The sequence below is a fragment of the Corynebacterium curieae genome, assembly GCF_027570035.1.
Classification (GTDB): Bacteria; Actinomycetota; Actinomycetes; order Mycobacteriales; family Mycobacteriaceae; genus Corynebacterium; species Corynebacterium curieae.
Genome location: NZ_JAKMUU010000002.1, coordinates 294,205 through 315,699, shown reverse-complemented (window position 1 = coordinate 315,699; position 21,495 = coordinate 294,205). Strand labels below are relative to the sequence as shown.

Annotated in this window: 26 protein-coding genes; 16 read left to right on the top strand and 10 right to left on the bottom strand. The window is 56.9% G+C overall.

The window, feature by feature from the left end:
- Positions 1–7: 7 nt before the first annotated feature.
- The 4 genes from purN to L8V01_RS05695 are packed head-to-tail and all read left to right on the top strand — an operon-like array spanning position 8 to position 3,799.
- Entirely contained in the window at positions 8–616 is a 609-nt protein-coding gene (gene purN / locus L8V01_RS05710; protein ID WP_269946217.1) for a phosphoribosylglycinamide formyltransferase, read from the top strand.
- Between the two features lie 27 nt (positions 617–643).
- Positions 644–2,176, top strand: coding sequence for a bifunctional phosphoribosylaminoimidazolecarboxamide formyltransferase/IMP cyclohydrolase (gene purH / locus L8V01_RS05705; protein ID WP_269946169.1), 1,533 nt, complete (start codon positions 644–646; stop codon positions 2,174–2,176).
- A 14-nt stretch (positions 2,177–2,190) separates the two neighbouring features.
- Positions 2,191–3,108: a serine hydrolase gene (locus L8V01_RS05700; protein WP_269946168.1), complete on the top strand. Its 918-nt coding sequence runs from the start codon at positions 2,191–2,193 to the stop codon at positions 3,106–3,108.
- 58 nt (positions 3,109–3,166) lie between these two features.
- Positions 3,167–3,799 (top strand): hypothetical protein, encoded by a 633-nt coding sequence (locus tag L8V01_RS05695; protein ID WP_269946167.1) that lies wholly within the window; start codon positions 3,167–3,169, stop codon positions 3,797–3,799.
- Between the two features lie 7 nt (positions 3,800–3,806).
- On the opposite strand, the gene L8V01_RS05690 is transcribed toward L8V01_RS05695, so the two are convergent.
- The 6 genes from L8V01_RS05690 to rpmB form a co-directional block, all read right to left on the bottom strand.
- The gene (locus tag L8V01_RS05690; protein ID WP_269946166.1) at positions 3,807–4,523 is read right to left on the bottom strand and encodes a TetR/AcrR family transcriptional regulator; all 717 of its coding nucleotides are present in this window, start codon (positions 4,521–4,523) and stop codon (positions 3,807–3,809) included.
- A gap of 102 nt (positions 4,524–4,625) precedes the next feature.
- Entirely contained in the window at positions 4,626–5,405 is a 780-nt protein-coding gene (locus L8V01_RS05685; RefSeq protein ID WP_269946165.1) for a putative nucleotidyltransferase substrate binding domain-containing protein, read from the bottom strand.
- A gap of 255 nt (positions 5,406–5,660) precedes the next feature.
- Complete coding sequence (gene rpsR, locus L8V01_RS05680; protein ID WP_005279904.1) at positions 5,661–5,915, bottom strand: 30S ribosomal protein S18; 255 nt, start codon at positions 5,913–5,915, stop codon at positions 5,661–5,663.
- A 15-nt stretch (positions 5,916–5,930) separates the two neighbouring features.
- The gene (gene rpsN, locus L8V01_RS05675; protein WP_005279906.1) at positions 5,931–6,236 is read right to left on the bottom strand and encodes a 30S ribosomal protein S14; all 306 of its coding nucleotides are present in this window, start codon (positions 6,234–6,236) and stop codon (positions 5,931–5,933) included.
- Positions 6,237–6,239: 3 nt separating this feature from the next.
- Entirely contained in the window at positions 6,240–6,404 is a 165-nt protein-coding gene (gene rpmG, locus L8V01_RS05670) for a 50S ribosomal protein L33 (RefSeq protein ID WP_005279910.1), read from the bottom strand.
- A 2-nt stretch (positions 6,405–6,406) separates the two neighbouring features.
- Complete coding sequence (gene rpmB, locus L8V01_RS05665; RefSeq protein WP_005279911.1) at positions 6,407–6,643, bottom strand: 50S ribosomal protein L28; 237 nt, start codon at positions 6,641–6,643, stop codon at positions 6,407–6,409.
- A gap of 476 nt (positions 6,644–7,119) precedes the next feature.
- Between rpmB and L8V01_RS05660 the strand changes: the two genes are divergently transcribed.
- The 7 genes from L8V01_RS05660 to L8V01_RS05630 all read left to right on the top strand — a co-directional run bounded on the left by L8V01_RS05660 (position 7,120) and on the right by L8V01_RS05630 (position 12,465).
- The gene (locus L8V01_RS05660; protein ID WP_005323793.1) at positions 7,120–7,389 is read left to right on the top strand and encodes a type B 50S ribosomal protein L31; all 270 of its coding nucleotides are present in this window, start codon (positions 7,120–7,122) and stop codon (positions 7,387–7,389) included.
- A gap of 15 nt (positions 7,390–7,404) precedes the next feature.
- Complete coding sequence (rpmF, locus tag L8V01_RS05655) at positions 7,405–7,578, top strand: 50S ribosomal protein L32 (protein ID WP_005279913.1); 174 nt, start codon at positions 7,405–7,407, stop codon at positions 7,576–7,578.
- A gap of 164 nt (positions 7,579–7,742) precedes the next feature.
- Positions 7,743–8,441 carry a response regulator transcription factor gene (locus L8V01_RS05650; protein WP_269946164.1) on the top strand — a complete coding sequence of 233 codons (699 nt, stop codon included), beginning with the start codon at positions 7,743–7,745 and terminating at the stop codon, positions 8,439–8,441.
- Between the two features lie 161 nt (positions 8,442–8,602).
- Positions 8,603–9,997, top strand: a complete 1,395-nt coding sequence (locus L8V01_RS05645) for a HAMP domain-containing sensor histidine kinase (RefSeq protein ID WP_269946163.1) — start codon at positions 8,603–8,605, stop codon at positions 9,995–9,997.
- Between the two features lie 109 nt (positions 9,998–10,106).
- The gene (locus L8V01_RS05640) at positions 10,107–11,525 is read left to right on the top strand and encodes a S1C family serine protease (protein WP_269946162.1); all 1,419 of its coding nucleotides are present in this window, start codon (positions 10,107–10,109) and stop codon (positions 11,523–11,525) included.
- Between the two features lie 85 nt (positions 11,526–11,610).
- Entirely contained in the window at positions 11,611–12,219 is a 609-nt protein-coding gene (locus tag L8V01_RS05635) for a MogA/MoaB family molybdenum cofactor biosynthesis protein (protein ID WP_269946161.1), read from the top strand.
- A 15-nt stretch (positions 12,220–12,234) separates the two neighbouring features.
- Entirely contained in the window at positions 12,235–12,465 is a 231-nt protein-coding gene (locus L8V01_RS05630; protein WP_269946160.1) for a hypothetical protein, read from the top strand.
- A 140-nt stretch (positions 12,466–12,605) separates the two neighbouring features.
- Here the strand turns inward: L8V01_RS05630 and mscL are convergent, their stop codons facing one another.
- Positions 12,606–13,094, bottom strand: a complete 489-nt coding sequence (gene mscL / locus L8V01_RS05625; protein WP_269946159.1) for a large-conductance mechanosensitive channel protein MscL — start codon at positions 13,092–13,094, stop codon at positions 12,606–12,608.
- A gap of 236 nt (positions 13,095–13,330) precedes the next feature.
- Here mscL and dcuC point away from each other — a divergent pair, with 236 nt between their 5' ends.
- Positions 13,331–14,698 carry a C4-dicarboxylate transporter DcuC gene (gene dcuC / locus L8V01_RS05620; RefSeq protein ID WP_269946158.1) on the top strand — a complete coding sequence of 456 codons (1,368 nt, stop codon included), beginning with the start codon at positions 13,331–13,333 and terminating at the stop codon, positions 14,696–14,698.
- Positions 14,699–14,742: 44 nt separating this feature from the next.
- The gene (locus L8V01_RS05615) at positions 14,743–16,074 is read left to right on the top strand and encodes a lyase family protein (protein ID WP_269946157.1); all 1,332 of its coding nucleotides are present in this window, start codon (positions 14,743–14,745) and stop codon (positions 16,072–16,074) included.
- 1 nt (position 16,075) lies between these two features.
- Here the strand turns inward: L8V01_RS05615 and L8V01_RS05610 are convergent, their stop codons facing one another.
- Genes L8V01_RS05610 through L8V01_RS05600 form a run of 3 tightly spaced genes read right to left on the bottom strand, consistent with a single transcriptional unit; the run spans position 16,076 to position 18,325 of the window.
- Positions 16,076–16,948, bottom strand: a complete 873-nt coding sequence (locus L8V01_RS05610) for a MurR/RpiR family transcriptional regulator (RefSeq protein ID WP_269946156.1) — start codon at positions 16,946–16,948, stop codon at positions 16,076–16,078.
- Between the two features lie 21 nt (positions 16,949–16,969).
- A complete protein-coding gene (locus L8V01_RS05605) occupies positions 16,970–17,692 on the bottom strand; it encodes an SAF domain-containing protein (protein ID WP_269946155.1) in 723 nt (240 codons plus the stop codon).
- Positions 17,693–17,749: 57 nt separating this feature from the next.
- On the bottom strand, positions 17,750–18,325 hold the full coding sequence (locus L8V01_RS05600; RefSeq protein WP_269946154.1) for a 5-formyltetrahydrofolate cyclo-ligase: 576 nt from the start codon (positions 18,323–18,325) through the stop codon (positions 17,750–17,752).
- Between the two features lie 67 nt (positions 18,326–18,392).
- Here L8V01_RS05600 and L8V01_RS05595 point away from each other — a divergent pair, with 67 nt between their 5' ends.
- From L8V01_RS05595 to L8V01_RS05585, 3 genes are read left to right on the top strand one after another with little or no spacing between them, the layout of a single operon-like run.
- Positions 18,393–19,319 carry a UTP--glucose-1-phosphate uridylyltransferase gene (locus tag L8V01_RS05595; protein ID WP_269946153.1) on the top strand — a complete coding sequence of 309 codons (927 nt, stop codon included), beginning with the start codon at positions 18,393–18,395 and terminating at the stop codon, positions 19,317–19,319.
- Between the two features lie 56 nt (positions 19,320–19,375).
- On the top strand, positions 19,376–20,686 hold the full coding sequence (gene glp, locus L8V01_RS05590; RefSeq protein WP_269946152.1) for a molybdotransferase-like divisome protein Glp: 1,311 nt from the start codon (positions 19,376–19,378) through the stop codon (positions 20,684–20,686).
- The gene (locus L8V01_RS05585) at positions 20,686–21,396 is read left to right on the top strand and encodes a GNAT family N-acetyltransferase (protein WP_269946151.1); all 711 of its coding nucleotides are present in this window, start codon (positions 20,686–20,688) and stop codon (positions 21,394–21,396) included. Before glp ends, L8V01_RS05585 begins: the two co-directional genes overlap by 1 nt.
- Positions 21,397–21,495: the final 99 nt, after the last annotated feature.

Genomic DNA, 21,495 nt, shown 5'->3' with positions numbered 1-21,495 from the left:
TTCACCGATGCCCCCGCGTTATACCGCTGACCCTGATCACCTTCGAGTGGTCGTGCTCGTTTCCGGAACGGGCTCGCTCCTCCAAGCCATCGTGGATGCCCAGGCCGGGCACTACCAGGTAGTAAAAGTGGTAGCGGATAAGGAATGTCGCGGTATTTCGCGTGCACAGGACCACGGCATTGATACCGAGGTCGTGGCGCTGGGTGCAGATCGCGCCGAATGGAATCAACGTCTGGTTGACGCAGTAGATGCTGCGCAACCAGACGTTGTGGTTTCTGCGGGCTTTATGAAGATTCTGGGAGAGCGATTCCTCAACCGCTTCGAAGGCCGCACCATCAATACCCACCCGGCGCTGCTGCCCGCCTTCAAGGGGGCGCACGCCGTGCGCGATGCGCTGGATTATGGCGTGAAGATCACCGGCTCTACCGTCCATTTTGTTGACGCAGGCGTGGATACCGGCTCCATCATCGCGCAGCGGCCCGTAGCCGTGAATGCGGACGACGATGAGGCCAGCCTCCATGAACGCATCAAACAGGTAGAGCGCGAACTCATCGTGGAGGTGCTGCGCGCAGCAGACGTCCATGACGAGAAACTTACTATTCAACTCGCAGACTAAGACTTTTCGAAAGGCTTAATCCTCCTCATGAGCGAAGACCGCAAGCAGGTAAAGCGCGCCCTTATCAGCGTGTACGACAAGACCGGGCTGGAGGATCTAGCCCGCGCCCTCGATAAGGCAGGCGTGGAAATCGTCTCCACCGGCTCCACCGCGAAGAAGATCGCAAACCTGGGCATCGAGGTTACTCCGGTAGAAAAGCTCACCGGTTTCCCGGAGTGCTTGGAAGGCCGCGTCAAGACACTGCACCCTCGCGTACACGCCGGCATTTTGGCCGATACTCGCAAGGAAGGCCACCTCAACCAGCTCTCCGAGCTCGAGGTAGAGCCTTTCCAGCTCGTCGTGGTCAATCTGTACCCATTCCGTGAGACCGTGGCCTCTGGCGCGGACTTCGATGGCTGCGTGGAACAGATCGATATCGGTGGCCCGTCCATGGTGCGCGCGGCTGCAAAGAATCACCCGTCTGTCGCCGTTGTCGTGGACCCCTCTCGCTACGGTGAGGCCGTTGAAGCCGTCAACAATGGTGGTTTCACCCTGGAGCAGCGCCGCGGTCTAGCACGCGATGCTTTCCTGCACACCGCGGATTATGATGCGGCCGTCTCCGCGTGGTTCGTGGATCAGCTCAGCGAAGAGGGCCAAACCACCCCGCTGCGCTACGGCGAGAACTCGCACCAGGCAGCCACCGTCACCCGCACTGGGACTAAGGGCCTTGCCAATGCTATCCAGTACAACGGCAAGGAGATGAGCTACAACAACTACCAGGATGCGGACGCCGCATGGCGCGCCGCTTGGGATCACGAGCGCCCCTGCGTAGCGATTATCAAGCACACTAACCCATGCGGCATTGCCGTATCCGAGGAGTCCATTGCCGCCGCCCACCGCGCGGCGCACGCGTGCGACCCGATGTCCGCTTTCGGCGGGGTCATCGCCGTCAACCGCGAGGTCACCGTGGAGATGGCAGAGCAAGTCAAGGAGATCTTCACCGAGGTCATCGTCGCCCCGTCCTATGAAGACGGCGCCATCGAGGTGCTTAAGGCAAAGAAGAACCTCCGCGTGCTGCAGGCTGAGCACGAGGAACAGCACGAAGAGCGCAAGTACATCTCCGGTGGCATGCTTACCCAGCAGCCCGATACCTACCAGGCTGAGGGCGATAACCCAGCCAATTGGACCTTGGCCGCAGGTGAGGCTCTCAACGAGTCGGACCTGGCTGAGCTCGAATTTGCCTGGCGTGCCGTGCGCGCAGTGAAGTCCAACGCCATCTTGCTGGCCAAGGACAATGCGACCGTGGGCGTGGGCATGGGCCAGGTCAATCGCGTCGACTCCGCCAAGCTTGCCGTCGAGCGCGCCAACACCCTGGCCGATGGTGCCAACCGTACCGAGGGTTCCTTTGCTGCTTCCGACGCCTTCTTCCCGTTCGCCGATGGTTTGCAGGTGCTTCTCGACGCCGGCGTCAAGGCCGTCGTCCAGCCCGGCGGCTCCATCCGCGACGGGGAGGTCATCGCGGCGGCCAAAGATGCCGGCGTCACGCTGTACCTAACTGGTACCCGCCACTTTGCGCACTAGCCTAAGCTAGACCCATGTCATTCCCTATCCGCTGGGCTTGGGGCCCGGCAGCTGCTCTTAGTGCCTGCGCGCTCTTATTGAGCGCTTGCGGCGATGAGGATGCGGCGGATAATTCCCCTACTTTTGTCAATACCGAGGCACGCGGCACGGCTGATCCCCTGTATGGGGAGACGACGGCCGCATCGGCCCCGGTTTCATCTACGGCACCAGCTCCGGAGTCCGACTCGTCCTCCTCCACGGAGCCATCGGCCCCGGTCCCGGCCCCTGCCGGTGACGTCCAAGCCGTGCTTGACCGCATCGTGGCAGAACATGGAAACGTGGGCATTGCGGTCTCCGATGGCACCACCACCGTCGAGGCTGGGCGCACCGCTCCCGAAGCCGCGTGGTCAACTTCCAAGGTGCCCGTGCTCATCGCGGCAAATCGCACGGGTGGCGCCGATAACCAGTTGGTGTCTTCCGCGATTACCTACTCCGATAACGAGGCCGCCAGGACCGCGTGGGCGACACTGGGGGAGGCAGCTGCTGCCGCACAGGCCGCCCAAAGCGTTATTGCAGAGGCCGGCGATACCGCTACCCAGGTCCAATCCCAGGTCACCCGCCCGGAATTTACGGCCTTTGGCCAAACAATGTGGAGCGTGGGCAACCAAGCAAAATTTATGGCTGGGTTGCGCTGCGTTGAGGGAGCGCAGCCGATTATCGACGCCATGGGGGTCGCCGATCCCGCACAAAGCTATGGCCTACGCACCTTGCCAGGCGCCTTTATGAAAGGCGGATGGGGGCCGAGCCCCGCCGGTGCCTATGATGTGCGCCAGATGGGCATAGTGCAGCTGGGTGGCCACGACGTCGCCGTAGCAATGATTGCCTCTGCCCCCGATGGTCAATACGCCTCCGCGCAATCGGTTCTTACCTCTATGGCCGAAGACCTCGCTTAAGCCGATACGCAATGGCCAACCCCAGCCTGTTAGGTCCTAGCACTAGAAAGGAAAACTCATGACTTCTCGCTCTCACCTTCGCTCGTTTACCATCGCGGGCTTAGTCCCGCTCGTGGTAGCTAGCCTTGCGCTTAGCGGTTGCAACGACTCCAAAGATGAAGCCGCCCCCAGCTTCAAAGGGGAGGGCAGCGGAATGACCACGGTTAATAACTCCGATGAGGAAACGGAGGGTGCCGAGGAAACCACTGCCGCCAAAAAGACCGTGACAAAGGAAGAGGAAGCTCCAGAGGAACCACCGGTGGTCACGGTCACGCAGACGGAAAAGCAGGAGTCTTCATCCTCCTCCGGCGGGGGTCAGAAGAGTGGCGTGGAAAATTACATTTCTGACTTCAACGAGTACGGATGGCTTGATGGCGGCTACGCCAACTGTCAGCGCTTTGAGCGTGCTTTGTTTGCCGGCTCTGGGCCAGACGGCAGGGTCATTATTTGTGAAACCGGTGGCGGCGACAAGGTCTATCGCTCGTCGATGTTTGATGGTCAGTTCGAAACGAGCGACGTTTCTCAAGACGGCAATAACTACTACGTCAATGCGGATCCGTCTATCATCGTTGTGACTCCGAGCGGCGTGAGCGTGCGCGAAGGCGGCGGATTGGCCGCCGCGGGCGAATTCACGGAGTCGTGGCAGCGCTAAGGAAGAGTTAGCGCGCCTTCTTCTTGCGGTCGGCCGCTGCGGCGGCGGCCGCGGAGATAGAATCGTTGCGGTTCTTTAGCAGCTCGAGGGTGGTCGCCTCGGCGTTTTCGGGGACCCTGGCACCGAGGACGGCCAAGGCGGCGTCGGCAAGCATAGCGGCCGTCTTTGGCACAGTCTGGGAAGCATCAAAGGGTGGGTTGCCGTCATTAGGGCGCATTTCAATGACCGAAAGTGCGATATGGAAGGGCAGCTCCACGCGCGGATCATCCTCGCCCACAATGGCGGCGGCGTTAGAACGGAAATGGTTCTGCAAGCGATCGCGCGATTCGTGGTACTCCGAGAACTCTGAAGAATTGGCCACCGGAAGCTGATACAGACGGCCAACATTCCAGCCGCTGGTCAGCAACAGGCGCGATTCTGCGGCCACCAAAGACCACAGGCGCTGTTCTGGATCTGCGTCGGTGCCAGCCAGCTCATCGGCCAGTTCTAGGGAAGGCTCGATCGTGGAATTGAGCAGCGTTAGAAAGATCTCCGTCTTGGAGGGAAAATGATAGTACAGCGATGCCTGACGGATTCCTACTGCATCTGCAATCTGGTGCGTGGACGTGGTGGCAAAACCTTGGGTGGTGAAAAGCTCCGAGGAGGCGTCCAAGATCTCCTCGCGGGCGCTATTGCCCCTGCGCCGCGGACTGTGTTTGCGCGGCCTACCGACATTGCCTGCCATGCGGTGGGACGCCTCCTTTCACAAAAGAGAATTCACTTTTAATAACCAACTGTACAATCTTAAGTCCGACTAGGTACTGCTTCCGAATCCGCACCGTAGAGACTATTTATATTCTTCCGCTCGCCGGGTAATGGACTCAAACGTGGCCGATACAATCCGGCACGCCGAACCGTACGCGGTACGGTCCAATGGTGGCAGGTCTCGCAGCGTCGCCGCGTGATCGCTGACCCGCTCATACCAGCGCCGCAACTCTAACGCGTAGCCAGTGCGCCACGCTAGATCTAAAGATTCCGCATCGGAGGCGCTAAGCAAACCGCGCTCCACGCCAATCGCCAAGCGGTCTACGGTGGGTCGCGGTCCTGGAGCCGCCCACCGAGCGACGGCCGCAATAGGGGAGAGCAGGGTGGCCTTGATATCCACCGCGGCATCGCGATCTGGTAGTCCGTCTACCATCCTGAGCGCAGGCGGGCGCTGAGACAATGCCTCCTCAAGAAGCGCGTGCTCGCCACCACTTCCCAGCGGCAAGCCGGCGTCTACTCGGGTAGCGATGGAGTCGGTGGCCTCGTGAGCTTGAAGTCCAACATCAGCGAAGACACCCTGTAGGTCTGCATCCTGGCCAATCCACTCTACGGGCATGGAGGGCAGTTGGTCGCCACGGGCGGCCGCGCCGGTCAGACGCACAGGGGCATTAACGCCGGGAGCGCGGACAATATCCGTGACTAAACGGGAATACCAGTGTGCCAGTTCAATCTCATTGTCCTGATGGGCTACCGCATTTCGCAGGATATCTTGGGCCTCGGCGAGCAGACCGCGCGCCGTAGCTCGGGACTGGCAGTGCGGGGCGAGCTCTGAGAGATCGAGTAGGGACTGGTGCAGGGCCATTGCTCACTGCCTTTCACTTGTGCGGGCCTTTCCCCAGCGGCTGCGGGGTACACGAATAATTTCAATTTAACACCTCGGCTCCTTGGTATGAACAGCGGGCCAGCGTGGAGGTGAAAAACGGCGCGGTGAGGGGGTAAAGCATTAAAACGACTTTCGCCGCCTGCCCTCAAGGAGGCAGGCGGCGAAAGCTTATGGTTCTTTTACCGTGTCACACTTGCCAGCGGCAAAAGTGCGCTGTTGATACCCAGCTACTGTTTAGCGGGTGGTGAACGGCAGGAGAGCCATTTCGCGTGCGTTCTTGACTGCGGTAGCAACCTGACGCTGCTGCTGCGGGGTCAGACCGGTGACGCGACGGGAACGGATCTTGTGGCGATCCGAGATGAACAGACGCAGAGTCTTGGTGTCCTTGTAGTCCACCTTCTCGATGCCCTCAGCCTTCAAAGGGTTCTTCTTCGGGCGACGGCTCTGCTCCATACGGAACTTCTTTTGGTTATTGCGCTTATTAGCCATTGTGCAATTACCCCTTTACCAGCTGGACTTACGAACGCCCGGCAGCTCACCACGGTGAGCCATGCCGCGCATACGGACACGGGACAGGCCGAACTTGCGGAGGTAACCGCGTGGGCGGCCATCGGCAGCGTCACGGTTACGTACGCGGGCTGGGGAAGCGTCACGAGGCTGACGGTTCAGCTCGAACTGAGCCTCCAAGCGCTCCTCATCCGGGGTGTTCGGGTTCTTGATGATCTTCTTGAGCTCAGCGCGACGCTCCGCATAGCGGGCGACGATTTCCTTGCGCTGCTCGTTCTTAGCGATCTTGGACTTCTTAGCCATTGATTATCGCTCCTCGCGGAATTCGACGTGCTTGCGGGCAATCGGATCGAACTTCTTTAGAGTGATGCGATCCGGGTTGTTGCGCTTGTTCTTACGGGTCACGTAGGTGTAACCGGTGCCCGCAGTGGACTTCAGCTTGATGATTGGGCGGATATCGTTACGTGCCATACTTAAATCTTCTCCCCACGTGCGCGAATCTTAGCCACAACGGACTCGATGCCATCGCGGTCGATGATCTTCATGCCCTTGGTGGAAACATTCAGGGTGATGGTACGGCCCTCAGAGGGCAGGTAGTAGCGACGACGCTGCACGTTGGGGTTCCAACGGCGCGAAGTGCGGCGGTGCGAGTGCGAGACCTGCTTGCCGAATTCCGGCTTGCGGCCCGTTACCTGGCAAATAGCCGACATGGGTCTTCTTTCTCCTAGCCGCCCACATCGTGGCTATAAACAATGGAACGCCGACTGCCGAGTGAGGGTGGCAGTGCTCAGAAAGTGAGGTGTGAGCTGGTGCGGCGCCATCGTCAAACACCAGTAGACGGGGCGTAAAACGTATATTTTGACAACAGCAAGGGAAAATCTTACAGCCTTGGGCGGAAAATACCTAATCGCTTCCTCGCCATCGTTTGTGGCCTGTTTGCCGTGCTGGGGTGGCATTTGCCTGCGGGGCGTCGGCAAGCGTGGTGCAAGAAACGCGTGTGAAACGAGTGGTTGGCACCGGTTGGGGATTTCGCATCTGGGGTAGTTGACTGTAGGATAATTCAGGTTGTTGACCCATACCGCGCGGTACGGGGTCGACAGAGTAAAAACTGTACGTCCCAACTCGGGCACGATCCATGCCGAATGCGTGTGGAACCGACCCGTAGTCCAACCCTGAGGGAATATATATGAAGAAAGATATTCACCCAGATTACCACCCGGTAGTCTTCCGTGATGCTGGTACCGGTCACTCCTTTTTGACCAAGTCCACCGCTTCCTCCGACCGCACCGTGGAGTGGGAAGACGGCAACGAGTACCCACTGATCGTCGTTGACGTTACCGCTGAGTCCCACCCGTTCTGGACTGGTGCACAGCGCGTTATGGATACCGCCGGCCGCGTCGAGCGCTTCAACCAGCGCTTCGGTGGCATGGCTCGCCGCAAGAAGAAGAACGCGTAAGGAGGAGAGTAGAAAATGGCAACTCCTAAGTTTAAGAAGTCCCGTGCGAACACCCACGCACGCCGCTCCCAGTGGAAGGCTGACAACGTAGCCCTCCAGGAAGTCACCATCGACGGCCAGACCGTCCGTATCCCGCGCCGCCTGGTTAAGGCAGCCAAGCTGGGTCTGGTTGACGTAGAGCAGTTCTAAGCCTGCTCCGCCACTTCCCCGTATGGTCTCAGTAGGAGAGCCTACGGGGATTTATTTATTTGAGGACTAGTTTGAAGGAAGTTTTAAACTTATTTGGGGGTCTTTGGGGGTAAATATTGCTTTCAACTTCATGAAGTTGACTGCTATCAGTAATAATTAGGGCTATGAAAATCCTTGTGGTGGATGATGAACAAGCTGTCCGCGAATCGCTTCGCCGGTCCCTACGTTTTAACGGCTACGACGTTCTAACCGCTAACGACGGCTTGGAGGCCGTGAAGACGGTGCGCTCTGAGAATCCGGAATTGTTGATTCTGGACGTCATGATGCCCAATATGGATGGACTCGAGGTCTGCCGCACCCTGCGTAGTGAAGGGTGGGATCGTCCTATTCTTGTCCTCACCGCGCGTGATGGAGTGTCAGACCGCGTGGCTGGCCTAGATGCTGGCGCCGATGACTACCTGCCGAAGCCTTTCGCGCTGGAAGAGCTTTTGGCTCGCGTGCGCTCCTTGGTGCGCCGCGCATCTGCCGATTCCATTGCTGCTGAAGACCCAATAGAGAGCAAGCTCAGCTTTGAAGATCTAGAGCTGGATGCTGATACCCGTGAAGTAAGCCGTGGCGATCGTGCGATTTCCCTAACACGCACCGAATTTGCCTTGCTGCAGCTCCTCATGAAAAACCCCCGCAAGGTGCTCTCTCGTAGCAAAATCCTAGAAGAAGTCTGGGGTTATGATTTCCCTACTTCAGGCAATGCGCTAGAAGTCTACATTGGCTATCTGCGCAAAAAGACGGAAGGCGAGAGCGATTCCCGTCTCATCCACACTGTGCGCGGCGTGGGGTATGTCTTGAGGGAGACTAATCCGTGATTTTAAGGAAGCCCGCCTCTCCTGCGGTGGCTTCCGGGAAAGTACAGTCCACTCCTCTAACCGAATTCGCTGATCGTCAGGGGAGTTGGGCCTCACGGGCGCCACTGAGGTGGCGCCTAGCTACTGTTACTGGCCTTGTCGTTGCTGTTGCAGTTGCTCTGATGACATTGGCAACGTACTGGGTAGTATCTATGTCCCTGACAGCCTCGGTGGACGACCGCCTAGAGGCTAAAGCCGATGTCCTTTTGCGGCAGAGCCAAGACCCGCGGTTTATGGATGATATCGACCGCGAAATTGGGGACTTTAAGTCCTATAACCCTGGCACTCGGGTCGCCCTTTCACCTCCCTCTGTAAGCTTTTCCTATGGCGACACCATTCCCGAGGGCGGAGATTTCCACCGAACGGAAGACTACTCAGAAACATCTGTGCGTACCGTCGGTGGCGAGCGCGTTTTGGCTAAGCGGCATGACCTAGGAGCTACCGTTGTGGTAGCAGAGTCGCTTGCCCCTACCCAAGAGATCATCGCCATTTTGGGAACTGTGCTTCTCACCATCGTTGCCCTCGGAATCGTGCTGGCGATTTTCGCCGGCCTTATCGTTTCCAAGACTGGTATGCAGCCCATCGCCCGACTTAAGCGCGCGGTGGATTATGTGACGCAAACCAACGATCTGCGCCCTATTGAGGTGTCGAATAACGATGAAATGGCGCAATTGACCACCTCCTTCAATCAGATGCTTGAGGCGCTGCAGGAATCCCGCTCGCAACAGTCGCAATTCGTGGCCGATGCGGGTCATGAGTTGAAGACTCCGTTGACGTCCATGCGCACCAATATTGAGCTATTGATGATGCTAAATCGTAGTGGTGGCGGCTTTGGCATGAGCGATGAAGACCGCAAGGACCTCGAAGATGACGTTATGTCTCAGATGAACGAACTGTCGACGCTCATTGGGGACCTCGTTGACTTAGCGCGAGAAGATGGCAATGAGCGCGAACCAGAGCCGGTAGATTTGTGCGAGGTCATGATGTCTTCTTTGGAGCGCGCTCGGCGCCGCCGACCAGATGTGGAGTTCTTGGTGCGTTTTATACCGTGGGAGCTGGAGGGCGACCCATTCGCGCTGGGGCGCGCCACGCTTAATCTCATGGACAATGCCGCCAAATGGTCGCCGGCTACTGGCACCGTGCGGGTATCCATGGAACAAATTTCTTCCTGCGAAGTTCGTCTGCGCTTCGATGACTCGGGCCCAGGCATTGCCCCCGAAGAGCGCGAGAAGGTCTTCGAACGCTTCTATAGGTCTGCAGAGGCTCGCTCCATGCCGGGATCGGGCCTGGGCTTGGCCATTGTTAAATCTGTGATTGAGCGTCACGATGGAACCATCAAGATTAAAGAGTCCAATGATGGCGGAACTCGCATGGAGGTAATTTTGCCGGGTAAGCCGGCATCAGGCGAGGTATTTGTGGATGGACTGGCGGATCCGCAAGATAAACTACCAGGAGCCAAAGAAGACCCGAGCGATCGCGGCGAAATCTTTGCTCAGCGCTGGTTTAATCAGGAGTAGGATGCGCCCATTTATACTGGTGAAGTAACACAGCTACCTTTCGGGAATTCCTAGTAGGTTTACAGAACAGTATCAGTCTTGACCAAGCGAAGTGAGGCATAGTTTTCTCATGAACATGAGGAATGACGATTACCGCGGCTTTGATGGAACTTCCCAGGAGGGCTCGTTCCAGGAAGGCCCGGGTCGGGCCGAGCCGATTCAAGGTGGTCCGAACTTTGAAGAGTCTGAGCAGTCGAACGCTGGCGCACAGGCGCACGAGACTGGCTCCTATTCACAAGGCTGGAACCAGCCCCGTGGTGGTGCCGAAGGAACTGGGGCAAGCATGCCAGGCCCGCAGGGTGTGCCGTCGCAGCGGCAGTACGGACCGCAGGCACAGGATTTTCAAGGCCAGGGACAGGAGGGTCCGATGGTCACCCCACTGCCCCCACAGCCGCAGCAAAAGAAGAAGATTGGGCTCGGTGCTGCTACCGCTTTGGCCGCTGTAGCAGCGATTGCCGCAGGCTCAATCGCTGGCGCTATCGTGGGACTAAATTCCGGTGGCAATAACGACACCTCGGTGGTCAATGAGGCGCTCAAGGCGCAACCCACGGCAAACAGTACCGGCAAGGAGCCGGAAGAGGGGTCCGTTGAAGAGGTGGCTTCGAAGGTGCTGCCTGCTGTCGTCTCCATCCAGACGGTGACTCGGTCTGGTGGGGCAGAAGGCTCCGGCTCTGTGATTTCCCCGGATGGGTACGTATTGACCAACCATCACGTAGTCGCCGGTGCGGAGCATGGCGGGATGATGCAGGTAACCATGAACGATGGCAGCAAGCATGATGCAGAGGTTGTTGCCTCCGATGCCAATACGGATGTGGCGATTGTGAAGATTAAGGATGTTAAGGACCTGCCTTTCCTGCAGTTCGGTGATTCCGATTCAGTGGCCGTGGGCCAAGAAGTTGTGGCCGTCGGCTCACCCTTGGGCCTGAATGCGACGGTGACCTCCGGCATTGTTTCCGCCAAGAATCGTCCAGTGCGTGCTTCCCAGGAGGGTGGCGAGTCCTCGCTGATCGACGCCATCCAAACCGACGCCGCGGTTAACCCAGGTAACTCCGGCGGCCCCTTGGTTGATCGGGACGGCAATATTGTGGGTATGAACTCCATGATTGCCTCATTGTCTAGTAACTCCACCGGCGAGGGCGGTTCCATTGGCTTGGGCTTTGCTATCCCATCCAACTTTGCTAAGCGCATGGCTGATGAGCTCATTAACGACGGCAAGGTAACTCACCCCACTCTTGGCGTGAAGGTGCTAGCGCGCGATGATGGAAATGGCGCCCGTATAGCCGAAGTTGAGCCTGGCGGTCCAGCGGACAAGGCGGGGCTGAAAGAAGGCGATATTGTCACCCGAGTCAATGATCGTCTGATTGAAAATGCCGATGCGCTAATCGCAGCGGCACGTTCCCAGGACTTTGGCGCGACCGTGACCTTGGAGGTTACCCGTGAAGGCTCGGATGATTCCCGTCAGGTAGAGGTAACCCTCTCCGGCGAGTAAATTACTGTGCAAGACCTCTTTAGGTGCTGAATGCGCCCTACCTCACCCCGCCGAAAGGCCGTACTGCCTTAATTTAAGGAGAATAATGCCAGATTCGCAGCACGACTTGACCGACTCCGCACAGCCGGAGGGCGAGAACAAGCATGATTCCTTGATGGATGTAGCCGAGCCAGATGATGCCTTCCTGCTGGCGAGCGAGCAGGAAGATAGCGTGGCGGCCCCGCGCCGCGCCCTAATCGTAATCGTCACCGACCACCCTGGTGAGCAATCCGATAGCACCTCCCAACTGGTAAATGAGCTGCTCGCGGAGGCAAATTTCCGCGTGGACGGCGCCATCGTCGTGCGTTCCAAGAAGTCCAAGATCCGCCAAGCTATAGAGACTGCCGTGGTAGGCGGCGTGGACCTAGTCCTGACCGTCGGTGGCACTGGAGTAGGCCCGCGCGATAAAACCCCAGAGGCCACCCGTTCGGTCATCGACAAGATGGTTCCCGGCGTGGCTCAGGCGCTGCGTTCTTCCGGCCAAGCCTGCGGTGCGGTCGATGCCTGCACCTCTCGTGGTCTGTCGGGCGTTTCTGGCTCCACCGTAGTGGTCAACCTCGCTCCGTCGCGTGCGGCGGTACGCGACGGCATGGCTACCTTAGCGCCATTGGTGCACCACCTCATTGACCAGCTGCAGCAATCCAGCGTCCAATAACTGCCAGGTTTAACTATGACATCCCGTGCTAATCGCCGGCGCGTATTCCGCCAATCGGACGCTGCTGACTATGATCGCAGTGCTGATCAGCCAGGAGGAGGCGCTGCTGCCGGCGCTGATGAAGAACGCATAGTCGCGGTGGATGATGTGGATGCATCCCCCGGAGCAGAACCAGAGGAGGGGGAGTCCGCCCAGCGAGGTGAGCAATTCTACAGAGAAAACCAGCCCCCGCACTACGGCGGATAATCGACCTGAGGGGTCGGCCTCACAGGCATGGGCTAGATGGGGCCGAGGACAAAGGGAAATGCACGAGGTACAACAAAAGCCCGCGGTATCGCTTCTGGAGAAGTTATAACCGCGGGCTTCACGCTGCGTATTGCCGAGTATTAGGCCTGGTGGCGACCACCAGCGGAGCCGAAATTGGTATCGGTATCGGTGGCGGTAGAACCGGTAGCACCGGTGCCCGAAATACCATTGGTGGAAGCCTTTTGTGCCTCCAGCAGATCGCGGATTTCTGCAAGCAGTTCCTCGGAGGTTGGTGCCGGAGCCTCAGGGTCTACACCTTGGCGGCGCTTAGCAGCCTCGGTGAGCTTGTTGATCGGCATAACGATGAGGAAGTAGACCACTGCGGCGATGATGAGGAAGTTAATCGCTGCGGTGATTACAGCGCCGAAGTCCACAAGGGTGTTCTTGTTGTCGGTGATCTGGAAGCCTAGGCCGTCCACCTCAGCAGAGCCAAGGGAATTGATGATCGGCTGGATGATGGAGTCAGTAACGGCGGTGACGATCGCGGTGAAGGCGGAGCCGATGATGACTGCGGTGGCAAGTTCGATGACGTTGCCGCGCATAATGAAGTCTTTAAATCCCTTGAGCATGGTGAAATGCACGAACCTTTCTGGGAATAACTAAGGGTAGGTATAAACCATGGACAACGGAAACTCTAGTTTAGGAGAAAATTTACCACAACTGTTCCCCTGACCTCCGGTGAGATATTTCAAATATTTCTAGGACGTGAGAATGCGTCACACCAGGAGTGATATTATAGTAACACGAAGTGCTTTCCAGTGATGGAAAAGTAACATTGTTTCGGGTGTGAGGCGAAAGGATTTGAATGAGTGTCTTTCTTGCGCTATTGGCTCTAGTGGTGACCGTTGGGGCAGGGTATTTATTGGTTAGGGGGCATAAGCCAGTTATTATTTTGCTGCTTGCTGGTTTCTTATTGATAGCAGTGTCAACTGCTTGCCAGCCGGATTTTGACGTATTGAAGCCGGAAGAAACGACAGGCTCCCGCTGGTTAGATGTTATTGGAATCTTTGAAAGTGTGGCAGGAAGTCAGCTTACGAGTGTTGGCTTGATTATTATGGCAGCTGGTGGGTTCTCTGCGTATATGAACAAGATTGGGGCTTCCCAAGCGTTGGTAGAAGCATTGGCGGCGCCCATTTCAAGGTTTCAGCACCCTTATGTGATTTTGATTGGCACGTATTTCTTGGGTGTTGTTCTTTTCATGTTTATTCCTAGCGCCGCTGGACTAGCTATTCTTCTAATGGTGCTTTTGCTACCGGTGCTAAAAACAGCTGGGGTGAGTCCAGCTGCCGCGGGCGCGGTAATTGCTACAGCTTCTGCATTACCAATGGGGCCGGCCTCAGGTACCTCGGTCTTGGCAGCAAAGACGATTGAGCTCTCGCCAGTTGTATATTTTGTGCAAAACCAACTTGTGGTTGCTATCCCTACAGCAATTGCAATTGCTGTTACGCACTACTTTGTGCAGCGATACTACGATAAGCGTGGCCTTGAGAAATATCAGGACTCCAATGTTTTAGGTGGTAGCTCCGGTGACGCAGGACCGCGTTTCTATGGACTGTTTTTGGCACTTCCAATTGTCCTGTTAGTTTTCTTTAGCCCGTTGGTAAATGACAGCGTTGAGTTAACAACCGTGGGAGCCTTTTTAATAGTCTGGCTTCTAGCGATGGTGTGTGAATGCATACGGCACCGTTCCTTTATCGCTGCGACACAGGATGCCACGGCTTTCTTTACAGGAATGGGTAAGATGTTTGGGGGAGTTGTAGCACTCATTATTGCTGCACAAATTTTTGCCAACGGTCTCACGGCCACTGGTGCAATTCAGATGCTCATTGACAGTGGTCAGAAATTGGGTGCTGGTGCAATTGTCATTACAATTCTTTTCACCATTATTGTTGGTATCGTAACTTTGCTTACCGGTTCTGGCGTGGGCGCTTTCTCTGCTTTTTCTAGCCTTGTGCCGCAGGTTAGCCGGGAACTCGGTAGCTCTGCTGCGGCAATTATCACTCCGATGGAGTTCGCCAGTGGGCTTTTCCGTTCCGTTTCGCCAGTCTCAGGCGTCATCATTTCAGTAGCCGGAGGCGTTGGTATTTCGGCAACTGAGCTTGTACGGCGCACACTTCTGCCAGTCGCGGTTGGATTCATTGTTATGACTGGTTCGAGTCTTTTACTGCTGTAAAACGTTCTCTACGTCTGTATTTGATTTTTGGAGAAGGAGAAATCATGGGAATCGGAGCACTAAATTCTTCGTTTCAAAAAAATGGATATGTATCTGCGGATATGGAAAGGATCTGGGATGAGAAATCGCTGATCAAACGAATCTTTCAGGTTGAAGCTGAAATGGCAAAGGTACAGGCTGAATTGGGCATTATTCCGTGTGAGGCTGCGGATTTGATTTTGGAAAACGCTGAGCCTAGTGAAGAGCTGTTGCTCAAGGCAGGAAAAGGCGGCGTAGGAAATCCACTAGTCGCGGTTTTAGATGCATTACGTGAGGTCATTCCTGAAAAAGCTCGGGGATGGGTGCATTTTGGTGCCACAACACAGGATATCTTGGACACTGCCAGGGCACTTCAGATAAAAGAGGCAAGCGCGCTTTTGCATCGCCGACTCGATAATCTTGTTAAGATAACTGCCGACAATGCGCATGAACATGCTCACACGATGATGGTGGCGCGCACGAATGGTCAATATGCGCTTCCCACGACTTTGGGTACTCGGTTTGCGCGGTGGAATGCCGAGTTGAGGCGCAGTCGTGAACGCCTACAGGCAATGCGCTCACGTACTGAACAAATTCAGTTTACCGGTGCTGTAGGTACCTTCGCTTCTTTAGGTGAGCAAGGGCCAGAATTAAATAAGCGGCTTGCGAAAAAACTTGACCTAGTAGAACAAACTATTTCATGGCATGCAAGCTCCGATACGATTATGGAACTAGCGCTAAATGTTGCGGTGCTTGGACAAAGCTTGGCCAAGATTGCCGAAGATTTATTCGCCATGCAGGGGTCCGACCTTGTGGAAGTACGGGAGGAAATGGATGCGCATCTTTCGGGATCATCCACAATGCCTCAGAAGCTAAATCCGTTCACTACCATGAAAATATCTGTGGCGGCGAGATTGGCGAGTGGCATGGCCGCTACGTTGCTTACACAACCCCCAGCAACCTTCGAGCGAGATCACCGGCAATCCGAAGTCCACCGAGACCTGATTCCACAGATTTTTGTCGCAGTCGACGGCGCGGCGGCTAAATTAAACTTTCTCTTTTCCCGTCTGATTTTTGACACGGATGAGCTGGAAGCTGGAATTCGCAAGGGCGGCCCTGTCCTCATGTCGGAAGGAATAATGATGGCACTTGCTCCGCATATTGGGCACGGAACTGCTCATGATGTGTTGCAGGAATTTGCTAAGGAATATCGAGAAAAGCGAATGACTTTGAGCGAATTCTGTCGTACGCGCCCTCAGCTTGCTGCTTTGGAAGGCAGGCTTGATTTGGATTCACTCACTGATCCTCAAAACTATCTTGGCCGAGCTGTAGAAATTTCGGAGTCGGCCAGGGATTAATTCATTCCACTGAACTGGAAATGCGCGGGGTAATAAAATTGCCTTCCTCATCGATGAGCTTTTCTATCGTCTTGATGCGTTCTTCTACGCGTTCGGGTCGGCGGTGTTGAATGGCGGTTAGCAGTGCTTCCAAAACCGTTAACATGCCCACTCGACTCTTGAAACGTGGGTTTGGATTGCTATCAAGCACAAGTACATGGTCTGCATAGGTCTGAAGTGGGGTCACAGTTCGATTGCTTAACAGGATAGTGGTGGCAGATTGCGATCGTGCATATCGCAAAGCAATCTCGATTGGGCGCGGGTGGCGGTCAAAATTGGCGGTGAAAAGTACCCCTGAGGAATCAATATCTGCCAATACGTGAGGATGCGCCTCAACATGGGGTAGGAGAAATACTTGAGAGCGATGATACTTCAGCAGCATGTAAAAATATTCCATGAGAGCTCGCGTTGAGGCTACTGCGGTGAGGTAAAGTGGGCGAGATTCATCTGCCATAAGGTCAGCTATTTGTCGGAATTGAGTGGATGAAAGCTTAGGTAAAGAGTGTTCAAGCTCTCGGGCGACTTGAGAAAAATGTTGTGTTAATTCATCGGCGTCGATCGCCTTCTCACGCGAAGTCAGTCGCGTGAGGGGCCGATCGAAATTAGCAGAAACTTCAGCTTTAAGTTGGGTAGAAAAATCCTTAAAATCTGAATACCCTAATTTGCGAACAAAGCGAGTCACGGATGCTACGCTAACTCCTGCGCCCTTTCCGATTGCTTCTAAGTTCTGAAACGCCAAATTAGGAAATGATTTGGAAAAATAGATGGCCAGTGAGTGATCCGCTGCCGTCAACTCAGTGAGGACTGACATTCTTTCAAACAGCGATCCTTCCATAGAGCTCACTTTACACACCGCCTAAGATGTTCCTAGCATTCGGCTTTTATTTTGTGGGTGAGCCCTATCACCCACGATAACCACGGTTAGCGGCTGGCTCAGTGACGCGGCAGCTACATCATTAGCGTGGTCATTGGGCAAGGCGAGCAAAACCGTAGAGGAAGAGGCTTCACCTTCGGAAGTAGAGGTTGATACCACCCGGCCGCCGGAAGCAACGACGCGCGCTGCGGGGGCGTCCTCCGCCGCACCCGGGTGGGCAGCAGAAGAAGTCGCGCCGACGGCGGTAACCACATCTACGGTATCGCCATGATGTAGGTGCGGAATGATGTCGGGCTCGGCGAGTTTAACTGGAATCATGCGACCTGCCTTGCCCCCAGAGGGGTCGACCAGGCTGGAGACAAGGTCCTCGCCCAATAGACGCGTATCGGTGATAACTTCACCCTTGCTAGCCGCAGCGGTAATAACGCGGCCGCTGAGCTCCTCCGGCTCTTTAGCCACTGCAGATTCGGGGATGGAGGAAGCGGGCAGGCGGGCCAATTCGACGTCGGAAAGCGCAAGCTCTGCCCCAGCTGGGAGATCGCGGCTAAATACGGGAACGCGCGGTAACTCCTTAGCGGCCGAGAGCGCGGAAACGAGCGCGGCGATAAGCAGGGCCACCGCGATGATGCGGCGCATGAGCACGCCGCGGCGGTGGCCAGGTGTGCGCAAGGTAGAGAGCAGGCGAGGGGTATGTAAAGAGGGCATATATTTTTAGACTGCCCGGAGCCCCAAATGGTTCCCGCGCCATCCCTGCGCCTAAAACTAGAAGCGGGTAATGCCCTCAGCTGTGACTGCGGCATCGACCTTGCGGTCATGATCTTCGGTAGGAATTTCGTCCACGAACTCGGTGGGGTAGACCATGGCAAAAACCGGTGGCTTGCCGTGGGGCAGTGGCTCCAGCGCGCGGTCATAGTAACCGCCTCCCTTGCCCATGCGGTTGCCCTTGGCATCAACGGCCATGGCGGGGGCCAATACGAGGTCGCATTCGGCCAGCACACTGCTATCGAAACTCGGGCCTTGCGGCTCATTTAAACCCATTGCGCTTTCGCGCATTGCATCCTTGCCGCGGTATTCAGCGAAGGTCAGCGTGCCATTCTCTCCAGAGATGGGAAGTAGAACGCGAGAGACATGCTCCTTTAGCCACGGCACGAAGTCGGCACCGCCCGGTTCGGAGCCCAGCGGCCAATAGGCGGCAACGGTCATGGACTCAGTGAGCTCGGATTCTAGGTGCTCGCGCACAGCGGCGGTAAAAGCATCGTGGTCCTCGGAAGCAAGTTCGCGGCGGGCCTGGACCAAGCGGGCGCGCAGCTCGTTTTTGGCGGTGATGGAAGAGGTCATAAATTAATCATAACCCTGCGGCGTAGCGGTGCACGGGAAAATAATGTGGCGTTGTACGCTATTGTGCATGGCTATAGAACGCGAAGATTCCGCCCGCGGAATCACCACGGTTGTAATTCCAGCGGCAGGTATGGGCACTCGATTTTTGCCCGCCACCAAGACGGTTCCGAAGGAACTGCTGCCCGTTGTTGATACTCCCGGCATCGAACTCATTGCAGAGGAAGCGGCCTCTGTGGGCGCGCGCCGCCTCGCGGTGATCACCGCCCCGGATAAGCAAGAGGTCATGCGCCACTTTGAAGCCTTTCCGCAGCTGGTGGAAACCTTGGATGCGCGCGGCAAGGATGAGCAGGTGTCTAAGGTCAAGCGCGCTAACCAGCTCATCCACCCGGTTGCGGTGGAACAGGAAAAGCCACTGGGCTTGGGGCACGCGGTGGGCCTTGCAGAAGAAGTGCTTGGTGAAGACGAGGACTCCTTCGCCGTTATGCTCCCTGATGACATTGTGCTGCCCGCCACCGTCATGGCGGAAATGGCCCGTGTACGCGCGGATTTGGGAGGTAGTGTGCTGTGCGCCTTCGAGGTACCGCGCGAGCAGACTTATAACTACGGCGTATTCGATGTGGAAGATACCGCTGACCCAGCTGTGAAGAAAGTCGTGGGCATGGTAGAAAAGCCCGCGGTGGAAGATGCACCGTCTAACCTTGTGGCCACTGGCCGCTACCTGCTGGATCGCAAGATTTTCGACGCCCTGCGTCGCATCAAGCCGGGCAAAGGTGGCGAGCTGCAGCTTACTGACGCCATCGAGCTCCTCATTGAAGAGGGCGAGCCCGTCCATGTGGTAGTTCACAAAGGCAAGCGCCATGATTTGGGCAACCCCGGCGGCTATATCCCCGCTAACGTAGATTTTGGCCTGCGCGATGAAAAATACGGTCCCACACTGTATAAAGCAATCAAGCAGATCATGGCCGAATACGAGGCCGAACACGGCCTTTCCTAGAAGCCTTTCTTAAAGGCTGAGGATGAGGAAGCGAAGAAAGGGCGGGCATAGACCTTATGCGTTCAGTTGATGACCAGTTGGCGCTGGTAACCGATGCGGCGACAACGCCGGAGCCGGTGCGCATCGGTATTTCTAACGCGCTGGGTTTGATGTGCGCCGAGGAAGTTCAGGCCAATCAGCCCCTGCCGGGCTTTCCACAGGCGGCCATTGATGGCTATGCGGTGCGCGCCGTGGATATCGGTGGCGAGCGTGGCCTTAAGGTCCGCCGCTCCAAGAAGCAAGAGGATCCGGCCGCAGAAGGGGAGGAGGATGCGGATTCCCCGCAGCCGGAGGTAGAGCGTTCCTTGCCAGTAGTCGGCGAGGTTCCGGCTGGTTCAAAGCAGCCGCTGCGCTTGCAACCCAAGCAAGCCGTGCGAGTGTATACGGGTGCGCCATTGCCCACGCTTGCCGACGCCGTCCTGCCCCTCGAGTGGACCGACCGTGGCCGGAAGCGAGTTACCGCTCACCGTCCAGTGCGCTCCGGTGACTTTGTGCGCCGGGTGGGTGACGATATCCAACCCGGTGACGTAGCGGTGTCCTCTGGAACTGTGTTGGGTCCAGCCCAGATTGGCCTTCTGGCTGCGGTGGGCCGCTCTAAAGTATTGGTTTATCCGCGCCCGCGCATCACTATCATTTCCTTCGGCCGTGAGCTAGTAGACCTTGACCAGGAACCAGCTTTAGGCCAAGTCTTTGACGTTAATTCCTACTCTTTGGCGGCCGCAGCGCGCGAAGCCGGGGCCGAGGTGCACCGCGTGGGCATTGCCGAAGGCGAGCCGCGTCGGATCCGCGAGGCGTTGGAGAAACACATTGCCCGCAGCGAAGTGCTGGTCATCTCCGGCGCAGTCGGCGGTGCTGGCGCGGAGGCAATCCGCGAGATCCTCGATGACGTGGGAGATATCGATACCTCCCGTGTAGCCATGCATCCAGGTTCCGTCCAAGGATTTGGCTTGGTAGGCGAGGAGCGCATCCCGACCTTCTTATTGCCTTCCAACCCGGTATCCGCGCTCGTGGTTTTTGAGGTGTACATCCGTCCGCTCATCCGCTTGGCGCTGGGCAAGCGCAATGCGCACCGGCGCGTGGTGCGTGCCCGCGCACTAAACCACATCGATTCCCGGCCCGGCCGCCGCGGTTTTATCCGTGCCCGCTTAATGCGCGATGCGGAAACCGCTGACTACCTAGTAGAAGGCCTCGGTGGTGCGGCAGGAGCTCCAGCGCACCTGCTGGCAGGGCTTTCGGAGGCCAACGCAATGATTCGCGTGCCAGAAGAAGTAACGGAGATCCGTCCGGGTGATGTGGTCGATGTCTTGTTCTTGACCCAGCGCAGCTAATGCTTGATCCGTTTGGCACAGCGGCGGACAAATTCCGCCACCCTGCTACCGGCCCTGCCGATGACATGCACCCCGGTTGGCCGGAGTCAACGCCGTTCGTGCGGCTTCCCTCCTCGGCTGTGTTTCCATCGGGAGCGCGCATGCGTTTGCGCCCGCTTCTGCGTTCCGATGGCCACGCCTGGCGGCGCCAACGCATCGAGGACGAGGAGTTCCTTCGCCCAGTCGAGCCGACCCAAACGCTGCCTTGGGATGCGGCGCATAGCCAGCAGGCATGGTGGAATCATCTGATGTATCTGCGCACTGCCGCACGGGAGGCGCTGGTGGTTCCGCTCGTCATTGAGGTAGAAGGTCAGTTTGTAGGGCAGGTGACCTTAGGAAATATCCAGCATGGCAGCATTCGCGACTGCTGGATTGGTTACTGGGTCCATTCTGCCGTGCAGGGTGCCGGGGTGGCTACCGCCGCGACCGCCTTGGGAGTTGACCATGCCTTTGGCCGCGTGGGGCTGCATCGGGTTACCGCCACGTATCTGGAGCACAATCCAGCCTCAGGCCGGGTTTTGGCCACCAATGGGTTCCGGCACGAAGGTTACCTGCGGCGCAATCTGCATATAGACGGAGCGTGGCAAGACCATCATTACGTAGCTTTAGTGAGAGAGGATTACGCTTCCAGCGCCGTGGAGCGCCTGCGTCAAGCTGGCCGGTTGGCGTGAAATGACCTACGGAACTCTGGGAGTTTGACCTCAATTTTCACATAAGTCACAACATTGTAATTTGGGCGATTTTTGGGTGTTACGGTGCGGTTTCACCGT